Genomic DNA, 19,449 nt, shown 5'->3' with positions numbered 1-19,449 from the left:
GAAGTCCTTGCTTGATTATACCCTCCTGGACCTGTAAGTCTAAACTCATAATTTGTAGCCAAATGAACAGGGTCGCACTGAATAAAAGTGTTCATACTTCCTACTGTTTGGTTACAAAACCAAGGTGATCTTAGCTTAGTGGGCAATGCTGCTGGTTCGTTTGGTGTACGTGCTGTACAGCTAGGTCCGTAAGCTAACCAATTACCACCTATGAAAAGGGCTACTCGGAAACTGTAGTCTTTAGCCCAATTGAATCCACGGTTGGTAGGATGATCAAAAGTAAAAGCTGCTGGATTAAAAGTATGATTACCACTAGTAACAACTCTAACATTTGTCTCATCTGTTACCTCGAAACGATATTGCGTAGCTCCAGAAACAGGGTTACATTGAACAATTTCATTTAGAAAACGAAACGTTTTTCCACAAAAATTATCTCTTATTGTAGTACATTGTCCAATTATAACAGTTAAAACAGGCAATGTTATATCTGTTGAACATCCAGTATTTAAATCTTCAACTTTAGTTAATGCATATACCACTGTTCTAACAGAATTAGTTGGTACATTAATAGTTGCAATACTATTACCTGGTAGCGAGGTTATTGTTTGCTGAACACCATCTATTGTATAATAGAATTTATATTGTTGAATGCCAGTTCCATTAAATCCGGTAAAAGTTACTCTAGTTTGTTCGTTTAAACAACTTGAGTCTGGAACAAACATTGTTGCAGTTGGCAATGTGTTTACAACCAAATTGCCAGGTATATAAAGAATATCATAATTATCAATACCGTTACCTATTGCATTAGAAGCAACAATTGGATAATTACCTACAATTGCTGACGTATCAGAACCAACACTAGTTAAAGTAACACTAGTAACATCTCCTGGAACAATATAATCTCTTGTGAACTCAGTACCAGTAAAATTATAAGTAGATTCTGCGCATTTAGAAATATTATTTGCAGTTATAGTCAAGGTTCTTGCCGTAATTTCTGCTGTCATTGTAGGTTGAATTACTGTATAGTTATTAGCGTCTATTCCGTCTAAATTAAAGTTTGCACATGTTACCGTTTTTCCTACACCAACATCTCTAGTATCAAAAATTGCTGTAGCACCAGTAGTATTTAATGTAACTGTTTCTCCAAGTAAAATTGTCCCATTTAGAACTGCTGCAGCTGTATTTATTGTTGCAATTCTATTTCCATCGTAAACTCTATTACTTGCTGTAACACCAGTAACTGTTAATGGGATTCTAGTGATACTTCTTGCAGGAGTAAGTACTGAAGGCTGTATAAATGTATAATTTCCAATGTCTGATCCTGATATAGAACTATTAGAAGTAATCGTATAAGGACCTCCAGCATCTTTAGAACTATAATTGGCTACAAAGTTTAATACTACATCTTCTCCAGAAACAAGACCAGATAAACCTTCCCCAATTAAAGTTGCTGTGTCTGTCCCATCATACATTTTATTTTGTGTTGTTCCAATGATAGTGAGTGTTTTAGGATTTATACTTGCATCAGCCAAAGGAGACTGTATCAAGTTATAATTAATAGCTGCTGCACCACCAATACTAAAATTAGGTGTTATAGCATAAGGACCTCCAACATTTTTTGTTGGATAAAAACCCGCTTGAGTCAATGATATTAAATCCCCAGGAACAATTCCTACTAAACTACCTCCAATTACCACAGCATTTGTATTGCCGTTATAATCCTTGTCAATTGTAGTTGCACCATCAATAGTAAGTGTTACTTTAGAAATACTTCTTGGAGTTAATGTAGAAGGTTGCACTAAAGTATAGTTCGCAATATCTGAACCAATTAATGTACTTGTAGAAGTCATTATATATGGTCCTCCGGCATTGGCACTTGCATAACGACCACTTAATACTAAAGACACATCTTCTCCTAAAAGTACGCCATTCAATACTCCATCAGTTAAGAGTGCTGCATTTGTTCTATCATATTCTTTATCTACTGTTGTTGTTCCAGTAATTGTTAAAGGTAATTTGGTAATGCTTCTTGAAGTTAATGTTGGTTGAATCAAAGTATAATTTGCTAAATCAGTTGCTATATTTCCTGAAGCTATTGTACTTGTAGAAGTTACTAAATATGGACCTCCCGCATCTTTAACTGTAACTCCTGGTGAAGAGTAAAAGTTTACAATTAAATCCAACATTACACTTTCTCCTGCAACTACTCCAACTAAACTTCCTCCACTAAGTAATATAGCTTCACTTGTACCATCATATACTTTATTTTGGCTTATGCCTGATATAGTCAGTGATTTTGGAGTAATACTAGCATCGGCTAAAACAGGTTGTGTCAAGATATAATTAGCTGCAGGAGAACCACTAATACTAAAGTTTGGTGTAATAGAATACGGGCCTCCAGCATCTTTAGTAGGGAATATACCTGACTGTGTTAATGACACTCCATCACCAGAAATAACACCTACTAAAATACCTCCTGTAACAATTGCATTTGTGTTACCGTTGTATGCTTTATCTGCTGAATTAGCTCCAATCACTGTCAATGTTACCTTATTAATACTTCTAGGTGTTAGTGTAGGTTGAGTTAAAGTATAATTGGCAATATCTGCACCTACAATTGTACTCGTAGAAGTAATTACATAAGGCCCTCCAGCATTTGCAGAAGCGTAACGACCTGACAATAATAAAGTTACATCTTCCCCTGAAATTACTCCATTTAATATACCATCAGATAAAACTGCCGTATTAGTTCGATCGTAGTCCTTATCTTCTGTTGTTGTACCAGTTATTGTCAAAACTGCTTTTGAAATTGTTCTTGAACTTAGTGTAGGTTGTATTAATAAATAATTACCCGCATCTACTCCAGAAATAGAACTTGTAGAAGTTATAGCCCAAGTACCAAAATCTTTTGAAGCAAAAACTGCCGATTTGTTTAAAGTAACATCATTTGGCGAAATCACTCCTGTTAAAGCCCAGCTACCAGAAGTTGTAGCAGCAACATTTGTTCCATCATACACTTTGTTTATAGTGGTAGGTGAAGCAATTGTAAGTGTTTTTGCATTGATAACTCCTGTATTATTTTCAACAAAAGTAACAGCATAGTTATTTCCACTATTACCATCATTGACATTTCCTGAAGGAGTTAATGTTTTGTTTGTTCCAGCATTCTTGTTGTCATAAGTCTGAATAAAACCAAATGTATCGGTTCCTTGTAAAACTCCAGATGTAATAGTAGGTAGAGCTGCAGAAGTTGCAAAATTATCAAATGTTTTTGTATTTGTATTAGCAGTAACCACAATAGGTCTAACCGTAATATCTCCCATTAATCCTGGTATTTGATTGGTAGGTAAAGTATATCCTGATGCATTAGCTCCGGACAAAGTTAAACCGGAAACAGTTACTGCTTTACCAGTTCCTATATGTTTAGTATCAAAAGTATAAACAGCTGTACCGCTTAAAGTTACTACATCACCTGAAGAAATACTACCACTTAAAGTAGGTGTTCCTATAGCAGTAGCAATAGCATTACCATTGTATATCTTAGTATTAATAGCTGTAATACCTGTAATTGATAAAGGAATATTGATTACACCTAACGAAACGTCATTTGAAAGAGTTGCAGCGGCAAAAGCAGTTGCATTTGTATAATTTGGCGCACTATAATTTGTATCATTGGCCGTAATTGTTACATTGTCTCGTCTTAATATAACTACAGATGAACCTGAAGGTGCTGTATTACCACTATCATTTAAGCCTACTCTATACCCTACTCCTGTTGCTGACTGGGTTACATTCCAATAGCGACTGCCAAAGGTTGCCAAACTTGCCGAACTCGTAAATGGGGTACCCGTTTCAAACTGTTCAATGGTTACCGTCCTAGTTCCTGGAGCTGCAGCATAGTTAAACACCACTGGACTATAAACACCACCTTTTCCTACTGGGAAAGTGGCTGGAGTTGTATTCGTGAAAGTTCTATTTAGCTTACCATTTACATAACTACTTACAGAAGCATTAATAATACTTCCTCCGGAAGCAACTGTCATAGTATTCGTCCCTGTAGTTAGTAAACCATCTGTTAAATCTAAAGTAGTTGCGGTTGTATTGCCGCTTAACGTAACTCCTGTATTACTGTTATTGATTTTTAAAGTTCTATAGGTTGTACCCAAAGCTGTTTGAGGTACTGAACCCAAATATTCAACAACTGCACTTGTACCATTTAAGTTGACAGTATTTGTTCCTGTTGATGATAAATTAAAAGGAACACCTCCAGCTAATTTAAGAAGTCCTGATTGTGAACCTGTAATCATAGAGAATGTCGACAAATTACCACCATCTTCGTTATTAGTATCAATTTCTCCATTTATAGTAAGAGTTCCACTAGCTAAGTTAAACACGCCATTGTTTCTTCTACTACCATTGCCATAATAACTGTTTATATTTAAGTCAGTACCAATATTAAAAATGGCTAAGGATGAATTTAATGTTGTTAAAACAGTACTATTTTGATTTGGATTAGGGTCAACTCCAACATTAACTGTATCAGAAGCATTTAAAGTTCCTGTACCTGTTATAGAAACATTTACTGCATTGTTTGCATTACTATTTATAAATAAATCATCTGTAACAGTTAATACTCTAGGACTAGAAACAGAAAGTGTTCCACCTGTTGTAGTAAAAGTCAAATCATCCCCAACAGTTGCATTTGTATTCACAGATAATGTACCTCCTGTTTTTCCTATAGTTACATCATCGAAAGTTGTTACAGTATTTCCTGCAATGGCTTGTGCTCCTGTACCATTAAAATTAACTGTTGAACTTGTTGCGTTAAATACACCATTGTTTGTCCAATTTCCAGCAACATTAATGGTTCTACCAGTAGCAACAGTAGTTGTCGTACCCGTAGTATTAGAAATGGTTAAATTACCATAATTTACTGGTATGTTACTGTTTGTTGTTCCTCCAACTCTACTATTAGAAATACTTGTTAGTATGTTTTGAGCAACAGTTCCATTATAATTTATTGTTGATGTGCTACCAAGAGCAAAATTTACATGATCAAAATCTAATCCAATTTCGCTACTAATAGTTATAGGATTTACTCCACCAGCTAAATTTAAAGTTCCTCCATTGTCTATATCAAAAGTAATAATTCTACTTCCTCCGCCACCGTTTCCTGTTTGAATCATTGCTATTTTATTCACTGATAAAACGCAAGGAGGATTTATAAAAAAGCGTGGCTCATTAGCATCCCCTCCACCTTCATCGTTATTGTAAATTGTAAAATCTCCTGCAACATTCATTGCAGGAATGTTTAATACAAGCGTATTCTCAGAATTAGCAGTCGAATTAAGTACAGAAGCGAGTCCCATATTTAAAGAACCAGCATTTAAGGTCCCTGCACCTCCAATAATTGCGTCTGTAAATCTATTGTCATTATAACTATCTAAAGTAACCGCACCAGTAACGGTTAATGTTACTCCAGTATTTACTGATAATGTAGAACCTGTTCCTATAAAATTAATTGAAGCACAAGTATCATTTGCAGTAACAGTTATATCGTGATTGGTGTTAATTCTTACTAAATCAAATAGATAAGGCTTACCAGCTGGAGACCATGTACTAGAAGTACTCCAAGGACCATCTGCAATTGAAGTCTTAGTACCCGCTGTAACAATTACTGAAGAGCTAGTATTAGCAGTCTTGGTTCCGTCAGAACTATTAGTCGCCGTAATGGTATAAGAACCCGGAGTTCTTAAGGTAATACTAAAACTTTGCGTTCCAGAAGCTAAATTGGCATTTGAAGGCAAAATAGCGGTTCCATCTGTAGTGGAAATAGCTATAGTATTTCCTGGAGCCGAAGATACCACATTCCAAAAAGCATCTACTGCATTTACAGTAACTGTAAACGGCGTTGCTGTATTTTGAGCGATAGGTGTTCCTATTTTTCCGTTTGGTGTTCCAGGTGCGGCAGTTTCGCCTGGCAATAATAATTGCATTTTTACAAATGAACCAGCAGTTATTACTCCTGTTGCGCTTCCGTTGGCCAAACTATAATTTGTTGCTAAACCACCGTTTAATCCATTTGCTAATGTATAAGTTACTACAACTCCTGAATAAGAACCTACGTTGGTACTATTATAGTTAGCTGCTATACCAGTAGCTATTACTGTTTGTGTTCCTATAAAACCCGAAAGCACACCCTCGGTAACTGCTCCTGCAGTTGTTGTCCCATCATAAGCTTTAGAGGCAATAGTTGGTACTCCAATAGTTAAGGCCTTAGCTGTTATTACACCCGTAGCTGAACCATTAGCCAAACTATAATTTGTTGCTAAACCTCCATTTGTTCCATTTGCTAAAGTATAAGTAATAACTGTTCCTGGATAAGAGCCTACGTTGGCGCTACTATAATTAGCTGAAGTCGCCGTAGCCGTAACGGTTTGTGTTCCTATAAAACCTGAAAGTGTACCCAAAGTAACTGCTCCTGCGGTTGTTGTTGCGTCATAAACTTTAGAAGCTATGGTAGGGGTTCCAATGGTTAATACTTTAGCTGTTATTGCACCTGTAGCTGAACCGTTAGCCAAACTATAATTTGTTGCTAAACCTCCGTTTGTTCCATTTGCTAAAGTATAAGTAATAACTGTTCCTGGATAAGGGCCTACATTTGCGCTACTATAATTAGCTGCAGTCGCCGTTGCAGTAACGGTTTGTGATCCTATAAAACCTGAAAGTGTACCCAAAGTAACTGCTCCTGTGGTGGTTGTTGCGTCATAAGCTTTTGAAACTATGGTTGGAGTTCCAATGGTTAATACTTTAGCTGTTATTGTCCCTGTAGCCGAACCATTAGCCAAACTATAATTACTTGCTAATCCTCCATTAAGACCGTTCGCAAGTGTATACGTAACGACTGTTCCTGGATAAGAGCCTACGTTTGCACTGCTGTAATTGGCTGCCGTTGCTGTAGCTGTAACTGTTTCCGTTCCTATAAAACCTGAAAGTGCACCCAAAGTAACTGCTCCAGCGTTTGTTGTTGCGTCATAAGCTTTAGAAGCAATAGTAGGAGTTCCAATGGTTAGGGTTTTAGATTCAACTATGATATTTCCTAAAGTGTAAGTAATAGCGTAATTACTAGCAGTAAAAGTACCACCAGTTGCAGATGAAGGAGTTATTGTTGAATAAGTTCCAACAGCAGTTGTAGCCGCTGTGCCTGTTCCATAAGTTAAAGTTACACTTCCTACAGTTTCTGAATTTTGAATGCCTGAAATTGTAAAAGTAGTTTGACCAGCACCTGGGGAACTAATTGCAGTTCCATAGGCTTTATTTACATTGTTTGCTGTAATAGTTAGTGGGGCAGCAGAAACAGTAAAAGAGCTGCTGGTAACTGATGTTAAACCCGTAGCACTTGCCGTTATTGTTTTCGCACCTATTGTTGTTGTTTCAAGGTTAGAAAAGGTAACAGTTCCGTTGCCACCTGCAGTTCCAATATTTAAAGAGGTTGTACCTGAAAATGAACCTGTTCCTGAAGCAATAGCCATAGTAACATTTAAGGTTGCTAAATTTCCTGAAGTTCTTGATGTAGGGTTATTATATTGATCCTGAAGAATAACGACTGGATTTAATGAAGAACCATAAGTTATACCAGAAGGTTGAGTCGAGAACGCTAATTTAGTTGCATTTCCAGCTACTTCAGTAAGGGTTCCAAAATTGGTGGAACTATTAGTAACTCCACTCATAGTTTAAGTACCTGTTTTGGTCATGTTACCTGAGGCTAAAGGCGAACCCGCAGTTGGTCTAACACGAATATTTTGCCAAGTTAAACTACAAGTAACTCCATTACTTGAAGCTGCTGTTACAGTAAATGTAATTTGAGTAGTAGTCCTACTTGTTATTGCAATTGATGTTCCCGAAGCAGCATCATTGATGTTTCTATTATCAGCTCCGACTCCGGAAATTCTGTTCATTCGAACGGTTGGCGCAGTTCCTCCTGTATCAAATATGAAACCTGTTGGAGCATTAATGATAATGGTTCCTATACCCACATTACCACTCGAACCCTCAGAATATATTGGTCCGGTAAGTGAGGTAAAAGTTCCAGAACCAAAAGTATCGGCAGATATAGCCAAGCCTCCTGTTGCTGTAGTTATGGCTTGCCCAAAAGCATTTCCCACAAAAAACAAACTCAACAGCACTACTGCCATCGAGAAAGAGTTGTTTAAAGGCTTCTCCTTTAAATTGATTTTCGAAAAGCCTACATCATTAATAGGAATTAATGAAAGCTCATTTTTACTATTAAAAAATCCAGTAATCATTTGCTCTACAGTGAAGAGCTTAGTTTTTAAAATGGTAAATAAAGCATTTACAATTTTAGTTTGTAATGGTGTTTCCATACTATTTAATTTAAACATTTTTAAAAAAATTGAGCACTTTATAAAGTAACTCCTACTTTTTCAGGTTATTAGGTTTTGTTTTGTGGGATTTGGGAATTATGTAGCAAAGTAAAGAGCAGTTTAAAAAAATTAAAAATAATTCTGTTATATAACCTAGAAACTCGTTTAATGACACATTTAGATTCATTCATCTATAAATATGCGTATTTCATCTATACATACATGTATTTCATCGATATAACATTTTAACGAATCACTATAAAATTATTGCATCTGTAAGAATAAACATATTTTAACAGTTTATTGATTGGAACAACGCACTTACATTGCGAATTTTTTAATAAGAGATCGATTTAGGAGTCAGTTTAGAGGAAGTCAATTATTAAAAATAAATAAACAAGTGTTTAAATAAAATGTATTGAAAGACGCAAAAGGGTAAAGATTAAAAGATTATTTAAAGATAATAGCAAAATAATCTATTGAAATCTGTTACGTCATTGGTGAAAATATAAATTAGGGTAATTAGTGGACAGGCCTAAAAATAATTAAGCTTTAAATTGTTCGTAATAAACCTTAACTATCTAAATGGTTTAAATGTTTATAAACTATTTTAAATGTTTTTAATGCTGAAGAAATTCAATATCTATTGTTCCTATTTCAAAAAAAAGCCTTACAAATTGTAAAGCTTTTTTGAATACCTAATTTATTTCTATTTCTTATAAACTATAAATAAACGATTCTAATGGTGAAATACTAATTTGTACTGTACCCTCACCATTTAACACTTGAAGTTTTGTGGTGCTTTTTCCGTATAATTGATCTTTAATTGAATATATACCATCTTTTACTTTCCATGATTTAATAACATCAGCAGGGATTTTTAAATCAAAATGACTAGTGTGTTCTGAGGAGAAATTAGTAATTACAATGAGTTTTTGTGTATCAGACCAACGCACATAAGAATACACTTCAGGGTAATACCCTTCAGTAGCATAACGGTTCAAACCATGAATTTCTTGGTATTTGCCCATTAATGCCGGACTATTTATAGTAAAATTCAATAATCGCTTGTAAAAATCACGCAAGTCTTTTTCGGATTGCGATAATTGCCCGCCATCAAATTTTCCTCCATTCATCCAGCGTTGGTGATTGGGAACACCAACATAATCAAAAATAGAAGTTCTAGAATGAGAGCCAAAACCGCCATTTTCGTTTCCTGCTTCGCCTACTTCTTGTCCGAAGTAAATCATTGTAGGCGAAGAGCTTATCGTTGCCGAAAGCACCATTAATGGTTTTCCTTTTTCAGGAGAACCTGCAAATTCGGGGCTTGCTAAACGTTGTTCGTCATGATTGTCAAGAAAATGCAACATGTGGTGCTCAATATCAGCCATGCTATTTTGAATGTCAGTAATGGGATCGGTGTTGCTTTTTCTTTGAATGATTTCTTTCAATTTATCATACAAAGCCACTTTATCATACAAATAATCCATTTTCCCTAAACGAATGTAGTTTCTATATTCATTGGGATTGTATACTTCAGCGATTAAAAAAGCATTTGGGTTTTTCATTTTTACAGCCGAATTCATGTAGCTCCAAAATTCATAAGGTACCATTTCGGCCATGTCATAACGAAAGCCATCTACACCTTTAGCAGTCCAATATAGAGCGATGTCTCTAAATTTTTTCCATGAACTTGGCACATCTTTATCTTTCCAGAAAGCAAAATGTTCTTTGTTTGATTTTTTGTCGTAACTTGCTGGAAGCTCTGGAAAATCTTTTGAACCATCGGGACGAATGCCATAATTTATTTTTACGGTTTCATACCAATCGTTTATATCTGGCTTAGCCAAACGCGAACCGTTACCTGTCCATTTTGCTGGATTTTCGTTAAATTTTCCGTCAATTAGTGGATTTACTTCTCCGTTTAAAGGTTTGTAAGTATCAGATGTTGGCACCTGAAAAGCCTGACCAGGAATGTAATAGAAATTGTTATTTCTGTCGTATTCTACCGAAGTATTGTCATCGGCTCCAAAATCTCGAACACCTTTCGGATTTGATTTGCCTTCGTATTTGCGCGCAATATGATTCGGAACAATATCGATAATGACTTTTAATCCGTTTTTGTGGGTACGAGCTATTAAAGCTTCAAATTCTTCGAGTCGTTTTGAAGGATTTACCGCTAAGTCAGGATTAACATTGTAATAATCTTTTACTGCATACGGCGACCCTGCACGACCTTTTACTACTTCAGGATCATCATTTGAAATTCCAATCGCAGTATAATCATTTACCAATGCATGGTGAGGAACTCCTGTATACCAAATATGTGTAACTCCTAATTTTTTTATTTCAGTTAACGCTTTATCTGTAAAATCATTAAACTTTCCTACTCCGTTTTCTGCAATGGTTCCCCAAGGTTTATTTGTAGTGTTTTTATTACCAAACAATCTTGTAAAAACCTGATAAACAACTGTTTTTTTTTCTACAACTACTTCTTTTTTATTGGTAACCATACTTTTTTTTGTTTTATTTTGAGCATTCGCTGATAGCGTAAAACCTATTAATGCAATTAGAAATACTTTTTTCATGTTGTCTTTAATTTTAGAAAGTCTACTTCACAAATATAAAAAAATACCATTAGTTTGTATCTACTAATAAATTATTCTTAATAACGATATTCCTTATTGGCTTTTTCATAAATTTGGCAAAAAATTAATCCTTTTGAAAAACATTCTATTCTTTCTATTATTCAATTTATTATCGTTAGGATTCCAGTCGCTTTTAGCGCAAACTCCAAACAAAATTGTAATTGAATACTCTGATTTTGCTGATGTAAATCAAACCGAGATACCCGATGCTTTATTACTATCAGGAAATGTGCGTATCAATCATGACGGAGCAATTTTGACCTGTAATAAAGCCTATTATTTTCAGAAAGAAAACTACGTAAAAGCTTTTGGAAATGTACAAATTGTGCAAGGTGATACCTTATTTATGAATAGTAAATATGCTGAATATAGCGGCAATGTTAAACAAGCTTATGCGACAGGAAATGTGGTTATGCGATCGCCTGAGATGACTTTAGCAACAGATACATTAAACTTTGACAGAACAAAACAGCAAGCTTACTATAACACAAACGGAACGATTACCAATAAAGAAAATGTTTTAAAAAGTAAATCAGGACGGTATTATGCTGTTGAAAAAAAGTTTCAATTTCTAACCGCAGTAACTATTAAAAATCCGAAATACGTAGTAAAATCAAACCATTTAGATTATTACAACAGTTCAGGTCAATCGTATTTGTTTGGTCCATCAACCATAACGAGCGACCAAAATTTTATTTACACCGAGAAAGGGTTTTATGATAGTAAGAAAAATATTGGCCATTTTCTTCGTAAATCCTATATTAAATACAAAGACCGATTGATAGAAGGAGACAGTTTGTATTATAATAGAACTAAAGATTTTGCATCGGCTACCAATAATGTAAAAATTACCGACACCATTAATAAAGGCATCATAAAAGGACATTATGCCGAAATTTACAAACAAAAAGATTCGATGTTTGTAACCAAAAGAGCTGTAGCTATTAATTTAGTTGATAAAGATTCTGTTTATATTCATGGCAAAAGGCTTTTGATTACAGGCAAACCTGAAAATAGGATTATAAGAGCTTATACTAATGCTCGATTTTTTAAAACCGATATGAGTGGTAAATGTGATTCGATACATTCCAATCAAAAAACAAAACTAACGCAACTCATTGGCAAACCTATTCTTTGGAATTTTGACAACCAAATGACAGGCGATGTTATGCACTTAATAGGCAACGATACTACTCAAAAACTAGATTCGCTCAAAGTTTTGAACAATGCTTTTCTGGTCTCAAAAGATACATTAGGAACAGGATTTAATCAAGTAAAAGGACTAAATCTATACGGAAAATTCAAAGACAATAAGCTCTACGAAGTGGATATTGTAAAAAATACCGAAGTGATATATTTCCTTAGAAACGATGCTCATGAACTTATAGGGATTAATAAAAATGTGAGCAGTAAAATCAATTTGACTTTGGATGGCAATACAATAGATACTATGACATTCTTTACCAATGTAGACGGCGATATTTATCCTGAAAAAGACTTACCCGAAAATGCAAGGAAACTTAGGGGGTTTATTTATAGGGGTGATGAACGTATTAAAACCAAAGACGATATATTCTCGATAGAAGATAACGAATATGATGCAAAAATTCAAGCTGCAAGGAAAATTGAAATTGCTAAAGATAATATTCCAGAAGGATTAAATACAGAAATGTTAGAATTTCCTGTTTCTGGAAATTTAACAAATGATGAGATTTTTAAAAACTTTAATAATCGAATTGTTGTAGACAAAAAAGGACAAAAATTATTAGTGAAAGATGGTAAATTTAAGTTTCAATTAACATTAAATTCTTTTACAAACTATAAATCTAATCATTCTGAGTATGCTAAAGAAATTTTTATTAATCAAGAATTATGGGATTGGAAAACTATGGTAAATGGTCCTTATGATGGTGGAAATTTTGATGAGGAACTAGAAGTTGATAATAAAATTGTAAAAGGAAAAAATAAACCTAATTCAATTTATAATGATATATTTTCCAAATACAATAACAGAATTATTGTAGACAAAAAAGGGCAACATTTATTAATTCAAAACGGAAAATTTAAATTCCCTTTAAAACCAAATTCTTTTAAAAATTATATAGCAAAGCATCCTGAATATGCTAAAGTAATTACTATTAACAAGATACTTTGGGATCAAAAAACTATGGTTAATGGCAGTTATGATGGAGGAAATTTTGACGAATCAGAACCATTAAAAAAAGACAAAACCGATTCAATTTATAAAGATATATTTTCTAAATACAATAATCGAATCGTTGTAGATAAAAAAGGGCAAAAATTATTAGTAAAAGATGGAAAATTTAAATTTCCACTAAACTTAAATTCATTTAAAAATTATCAAAAAAGATATCCTAAATACGCAAAAGAAATTATTATCAATCATGTCCTTTGGGATTGGAAAACAATGGTAAATGGCAATTATGATGGTGGTAATTTTGATGAAAAATAAAAAATGAATCCCGACTTCCTTAAATACCAAGCACAAACGTCTCCCTATCCTTTAGGAATGGAAATTTCGCATGCTTTGGGTTCATATATTTATGATACCAACAACAAAAAATATTTAGATTTTGTTGCAGGAGTATCGGCATGTGCACTTGGTCATCAAAACAAAAGAGTAAACGATGCCATCAAAAACCAATTGGACAAATATTCGCATGTGATGGTTTATGGCGAATATTCACAAAGTCCTGCGGTTCAATATTGTAAATTACTAGCCTCACTCCTACCCAAACCCTTAGAAAAAACCTATTTAGTAAACTCTGGAACCGAAGCAACCGAGGGTGCACTAAAATTGGCAAGACGTGTAACCGGAAGAAGTCAATTAATATCATGTCATAATGCCTATCACGGCAATACGATGGGATCGTTGAGTGTTATGGGATTTGAAGAGCGCAAGCAAATTTTTCGCCCACTAATTCCAGATGTAGATTTTATAACTTTTAATAACGAAGCTGACATTCAAAAAATAACCACTAAAACTGCAGGAATTATCCTCGAAAGCATTCAAGGTGGTGCAGGATTTATTCAACCTGAAAATGATTTTTTAGTAAAAATAAGAAATCGTTGCGACGAAGTGGGTGCTTTATTGCTTATTGACGAAATACAACCTGGGTTTGGAAGAACTGGAAAATTATTCGGATTTCAAAACTATAATGTAGTTCCCGATGTGGTTATTTTAGGAAAAGGTATGGGTGGCGGAATGCCTGTAGGCGCTTTTGTTGCATCAGTAGCGCACATGGATTTACTAAGCCATAACCCTAAACTAGGACATATTACCACTTTTGGCGGACACCCTGTCATAGCGGCTGCTTGTTTAGCGACATTACAGGAAATTACCGAAACTAACTTAATGCAAGAAGCTTTAGAAAAAGAAAAACTATTCCGTTCTCTTTTGGTACATCCTTTGATAGAAGAAATAAGAGGAAAAGGATTAATGTTGGCCGCATTGACTAAAAATGCCGAGATAACAAATCAAGTCATTTTTAAATGTCAAGACAAAGGATTAATTTTATTTTGGTTGCTTTTTGAAGGTTGCGCAATTAGAATTACACCGCCATTAACCATTTCTGATGATGAAATTCGTGAAGGTTGTGCCATAATTCTAGAAGCAATGAATGAAATTTCAAATTGATATTGTCATTGCAATTGCCATTAAAAAACTGTTAATTAAATTGTTCAAAACAATTCTAAGTTTTCCTCACATCAAGAAGTACGTTGCCTAATTTTATTTAGGATAATTTTAAAGAAAAAGCTATGCAATTAAGCGACGAAGACGAAGAAGACTATAACTTATCCTTATCAAAATTTGAATCGATGTTGAAAACCAACAAAGTCCTCTTTTTTGATTCTGAGGAATTTGAAGATATTATTCTTCATTACCTCGATATGGGTAAAGCTTCTTTAGCAAAAAAAGCATTAAAATTAGCGTTAGAACAACATCCCAAATCAACTGGTTTAAAACTAGTACAAGTAGAAATGTTGGTTTATGATGACAAACTCGATCAAGCCGAAAAATTACTCAATGAGTTATTTGCAATCGAACCCAATAATGAAGAAATCTATATTCAAAAAGCCAATATCTATTCCAAAAGAGACAATCACGAAAAAGCAGTAGAATTGTTAAAAACGGCTTTGAAATATACTGATGATTTTGCAGATGTTTACAATTTAATTGGAATGGAATATCTTTTTATGGACAATCTCGAAATGGCTAAAGAAAGCTTTATTAAATGTTTAGAAGAAGATGTAGAAGACCAAACAGCTTTGTACAATGTGGTATATTGCTTTGAATTTTTAGACCAAAACGAATTAGCTATCGAATATTTGAAAAAGTATATTGATAAAAATCCGTACAGTGAAATAGCATGGCATCAAGTGGGGCGTTTGAATTATGGTTTAAAAAAATACAATGAAGCTTTAATTGCTTTTGATTATGCAACTCTTATTGATGAAGAATTTCTAGGCGCTTTTATGGAAAAAGCAAAAGCTTTAGAAAGACTCAAAAAATACAAAGAAGCTATAGAAAGTTATAACCGAACGATAGAATTAGACGACCCAACATCGTACGCCCTTCTTAGAATTGGAAAATGTCATGAAAAGTTAGGGAATAAAGTTTTAGCTTTAAAATTTTTCAACAAAACGGTTCATGAAGACCCTCTACTAGATAAAGGTTGGATTGCGATTACCGATTTTTATGTTCGTCAAAAAAACTTTCAAAAAGCCTTACACTATGTAAATAAAGCGTTGAGCATTGATAACGAAAATCGATTTTATTGGAAACGTTACGCTACCATCAACAAAGAAATGAACCTTTTTGAAGAGGCAGAATTCGGCTATAGAAAAGCAGTAGAACACGGAGATTACCAATTAGATACTTGGTTGTTTTGGGTTGACATATTACAATTTCAAGGTGAATTTGAAAGTGCCATTCAAACTTTATTACAAGCATCCGAATATTTTCCTGAAGAATATGAAGTGGAATATCGTTTGGCGGGATTGTATTTTATGTTACTTGACGATAAAAAAGGAAAATTTCATTTAAGCAACGGTTTACGTTTAAATTATAAAAATAATACTATTATAAAAGAATTATTTCCGGTCGTTTGGGATAGAAAAATGGTGCAAAATGCCATAAATAAAAATAAAAAATAATATAACTTAATGTCGCGCAAACAATTCGGATTAGTCGGAAAAAACATCAGTTATTCCTTTTCAAAAAAATATTTTACAGAACGCTTTCAAAAAGACAATACTTTAGATTTTACTTACGAAAATTTTGACATTCAAGACATTGCTGATTTTCCAAAAATCATCAAAAACAATCCCAATTTAATTGGATTAAATGTCACTATACCTTACAAAGAAACCGTAATTCCTTTTCTAAATGGATTATCCGAAACAGCAGAAAAAATTGGTGCAGTAAACGTAATTAAAATTACAAAAGAAGGCGAATTAATTGGTCACAACTCAGATAATTATGGTTTTAAAAAAGCATTAGAACCTTTATTGCAACCCCATCATAAAAAAGCATTAATTCTAGGAACTGGTGGTGCCTCTAAAGCGGTTGCCTTTGCCTTAGAAGAATTGGGGATTTCATCTACATTTGTTTCTAGAAAAGCATCTGAAAGAGGTATTAATTATGAACAAATAAATGCTTCAACCTTTGATGATTATCATATTATAATAAATAGTACACCTTTAGGAACAAGTCCAATTACAGATGTTTTTCCTGCAATTCCTTTTGAATATTTTACTACAAAACATATCGCTTTTGATTTGATTTATAATCCAGCAGAAACCCAATTTCTTAAAAAAGCGAAAGCAAATGGTGCCATAATTAAAAACGGCTTAGAAATGCTTGTCAATCAGGCAGAAAAAGCTTGGGAAATTTGGAATGAATTTTAAAATATTCCTACTTTAATTTATTACAAATTCTTAACATCATTTGATTATTTCTAGTTTAGGAATATAAAAACAACTTTAAATCCTTGTAGTAATATGCTCTAAATGTTTTTAATTAAAGGTTTTACTTTGAATTTTAGTACATCTTTACTACCTTTCGCCTTCAAAAAAATAAAAACCTTATACATTTTATAAAATGTTAGAAGAAAAGACTGATAACCTGCTTGAGGCAGACGGAAACGAGAATAGTACTTCACCAGCTGTAGTGCAAACTGAAAATCAAGAAAGCGAAATTGTTCTTGCAATATCGGAATCAATACCAGATACCGAAGTGGAAGCTCCTTTAGTAGCAGAAGATGAACAAGAGTCAGTTACAGAAATAGAAGATTTACTAGGAGAAGAAATTACTACTGAACCAATTACAGTTACATCTGAATCTGAAATAAATACTGCAACTGAGCAAAGTAACGACCATGTTATTTCTGCTATTGCGAATGTAAATGCTGCCGAAAGCGAAGATGAAACCGTTCGTCATGAAATTCCGATGCAAGATTACGAAACATTATCAATGGAGGATCAAATAGCTGAACTTGAAATCCTTGTTGGTAACGAAAAAGTCATGGCGGTTAAAGATCATGTTGAAGAAATTAAAAAAGCATTCTTAGCGAAGTACCATCATTTTATAGAAGAGAAGAAAGACGAGTTTCATGCTGAAAATCCTGATACTTCGGAAGATTTTCACTATCATTTTCCATTAAAAGTAAAATTTGATCAACTGTATACGCAATACAGAGATAGAAAAAATACCCATTTTAAAAGCCTTCAAAACAATCTAAAATCGAATTTAGAAATTCGTTTAGCCATTGTAGAAGAATTAAGAAACCTCATCAATCCTCAAGAAAACATCAAGGATACCTTGAAGCATTTTAATGAATTGAGAGATCGATGGAAAAATGCTGGTCCAATTCCTAAAGATAAATACAATCATGTATGGAATAATTACCATTTTCATGTTGAAAATTTTTATGATTATTTACACTTAGATAGAGAAGCTCGTGATATTGATTTTAAACACAATTTAGACCAAAAACTAAAAATTATTGCTCGAGTTGAAGAGTTGGTAAACGAAGCTGATATTAACAAAGCCTTCAGAGAATTACAGGATTTACACAAAATTTGGAAGGAAGATATTGGTCCTGTTTCTAGAGATCACAGGGAGGAAGTTTGGAATAAATTTAGTGATTTGACTAAACAAATGCACGACAAGAGAGAAGAACTATTTGAAAAATTAAGAGGCACTGAGCTCGAAAACTTAGCCACTAAAAAAGATATTATTGCTAAAATTGAGGCCTTTGCTCAAGAAAAAGTAAATTCTCATGCAGCTTGGATAGGTCAGGTAGAAAAAGTAGAAGGGTTGAGAAATGAGTTCTTTATTGCAGGAAAAGTCCCTAGTGAAGTAAATGAAGCTACTTGGGCTAGTTTTAAAAACGCAGTAAGAAGTTTTAATGTTTTAAAAAATTCTTTTTACAAAGACATTAAGAAAGATCAGAACGATAACCTAACAAAAAAACAATTGTTAGTTGCAAAAGCCAAAGAGCTTCAAGACAGTTCAGACTTTGAGACCACAACTCCAATCATGAAACAAATTCAGGAGGATTGGAAACAAATTGGCCATGTTCCTAGAAAATATTCTGATAAATTATGGACTGAGTTTAGAGCAGCTTGTAATGGTTATTTCGAAAAATTAAAAGAACAAAAATCAGAGGAAAATGCAGTTGAAGTTGAGGCATTTGAAAAAAAGAAAAACTATCTTGAAACTATTAAATCTTTCGAATTAATTGGAGATCACAAAACCGATTTAGAAGCCATTAAGTTACATATAGAAACTTGGAAAGGTTTTGGTAGAGTCCCTTTTCAAAGAAGACATATAGAAGGAAAATTCAATAAAATTTTAGATGTCTTGTTCGAAAAATTAAGTTTGAGTAAGAAAGATACTGATATGATGCGTTTTACCAATAGAATGGATCATCTTGCTGAAAATAATGATACTAGAAAATTAGACAATGAGAAGATTTTTTTAATGCGAAAAATTGAGGAAGTTCAGAATGAAATTTTTCAACTAGAAAACAACATCCAGTTTTTTACTAATACTAGAAATGCAAAAAAAGAAAATTCTATAGTTTTAGAAGTTCGTAAAAACATCGCTATTCATAAAGAAAGCCTTGAAGTATGGAAAGAAAAACTAAAACAATTAAGAAATTTAAAACAAGAATAATTTTTTATTACTTCATCAAAAGCCTTAAGCTAATTTTAGTTTGAGGCTTTTTTGTTAAATAATAGTACAATATACTTGAACATAACTTTCAAAATATTTTAAAAGGCTTGTGAAACCAACCTGAAAAAACTTGGTAGTGTAATAAAAAGTGTGTAAAATTGTTTGTTAATATTATCAATTCAATCAAATAAAGAAGAAGTTTAGTGAAGCGTAG

General features: G+C 33.5%; 7 protein-coding genes and 1 pseudogene. 5 read left to right on the top strand and 3 right to left on the bottom strand.

Annotation, left to right across the window (positions count from 1 at the left end; all coding sequences use genetic code 11):
• The 3 genes from ACFQ0S_RS11685 to ACFQ0S_RS11675 all read right to left on the bottom strand — a co-directional run.
• Positions 1-7,730: YDG domain-containing protein (locus ACFQ0S_RS11685; protein ID WP_379819104.1), on the bottom strand; the 7,730-nt coding region annotated here is incomplete at its 3' end.
• Between the two features lie 3 nt (positions 7,731-7,733).
• Positions 7,734-8,384: a hypothetical protein gene (locus tag ACFQ0S_RS11680; protein WP_379753067.1), complete on the bottom strand. Its 651-nt coding sequence runs from the start codon at positions 8,382-8,384 to the stop codon at positions 7,734-7,736.
• 716 nt (positions 8,385-9,100) lie between these two features.
• The gene (locus ACFQ0S_RS11675) at positions 9,101-10,972 is read right to left on the bottom strand and encodes an alpha-amylase family protein (protein ID WP_379753064.1); all 1,872 of its coding nucleotides are present in this window, start codon (positions 10,970-10,972) and stop codon (positions 9,101-9,103) included.
• Between the two features lie 133 nt (positions 10,973-11,105).
• On the opposite strand from ACFQ0S_RS11675, the pseudogene ACFQ0S_RS11670 reads away from it, so the two are divergent.
• From ACFQ0S_RS11670 to ACFQ0S_RS11650, 5 genes and pseudogenes are all read left to right on the top strand, one after another.
• Positions 11,106-12,713, top strand: a pseudogene (locus tag ACFQ0S_RS11670) (OstA-like protein); the annotation flags it as partial.
• A 795-nt stretch (positions 12,714-13,508) separates the two neighbouring features.
• Positions 13,509-14,690 (top strand): aspartate aminotransferase family protein, encoded by a 1,182-nt coding sequence (locus ACFQ0S_RS11665; RefSeq protein ID WP_379753061.1) that lies wholly within the window; start codon positions 13,509-13,511, stop codon positions 14,688-14,690.
• 122 nt (positions 14,691-14,812) lie between these two features.
• Positions 14,813-16,210 (top strand): tetratricopeptide repeat protein, encoded by a 1,398-nt coding sequence (locus ACFQ0S_RS11660; RefSeq protein WP_379753058.1) that lies wholly within the window; start codon positions 14,813-14,815, stop codon positions 16,208-16,210.
• A gap of 9 nt (positions 16,211-16,219) precedes the next feature.
• Complete coding sequence (locus ACFQ0S_RS11655; protein WP_379753056.1) at positions 16,220-16,963, top strand: shikimate dehydrogenase family protein; 744 nt, start codon at positions 16,220-16,222, stop codon at positions 16,961-16,963.
• A gap of 193 nt (positions 16,964-17,156) precedes the next feature.
• Positions 17,157-19,235, top strand: a complete 2,079-nt coding sequence (locus ACFQ0S_RS11650) for a DUF349 domain-containing protein (protein WP_379753053.1) — start codon at positions 17,157-17,159, stop codon at positions 19,233-19,235.
• Positions 19,236-19,449 lie beyond the last annotated feature (214 nt).

The organism is Flavobacterium myungsuense (assembly GCF_042677265.1).
Taxonomy (GTDB): domain Bacteria; phylum Bacteroidota; class Bacteroidia; order Flavobacteriales; family Flavobacteriaceae; genus Flavobacterium; species Flavobacterium myungsuense.
This window is presented reverse-complemented; position numbering and strand designations above follow the sequence as displayed.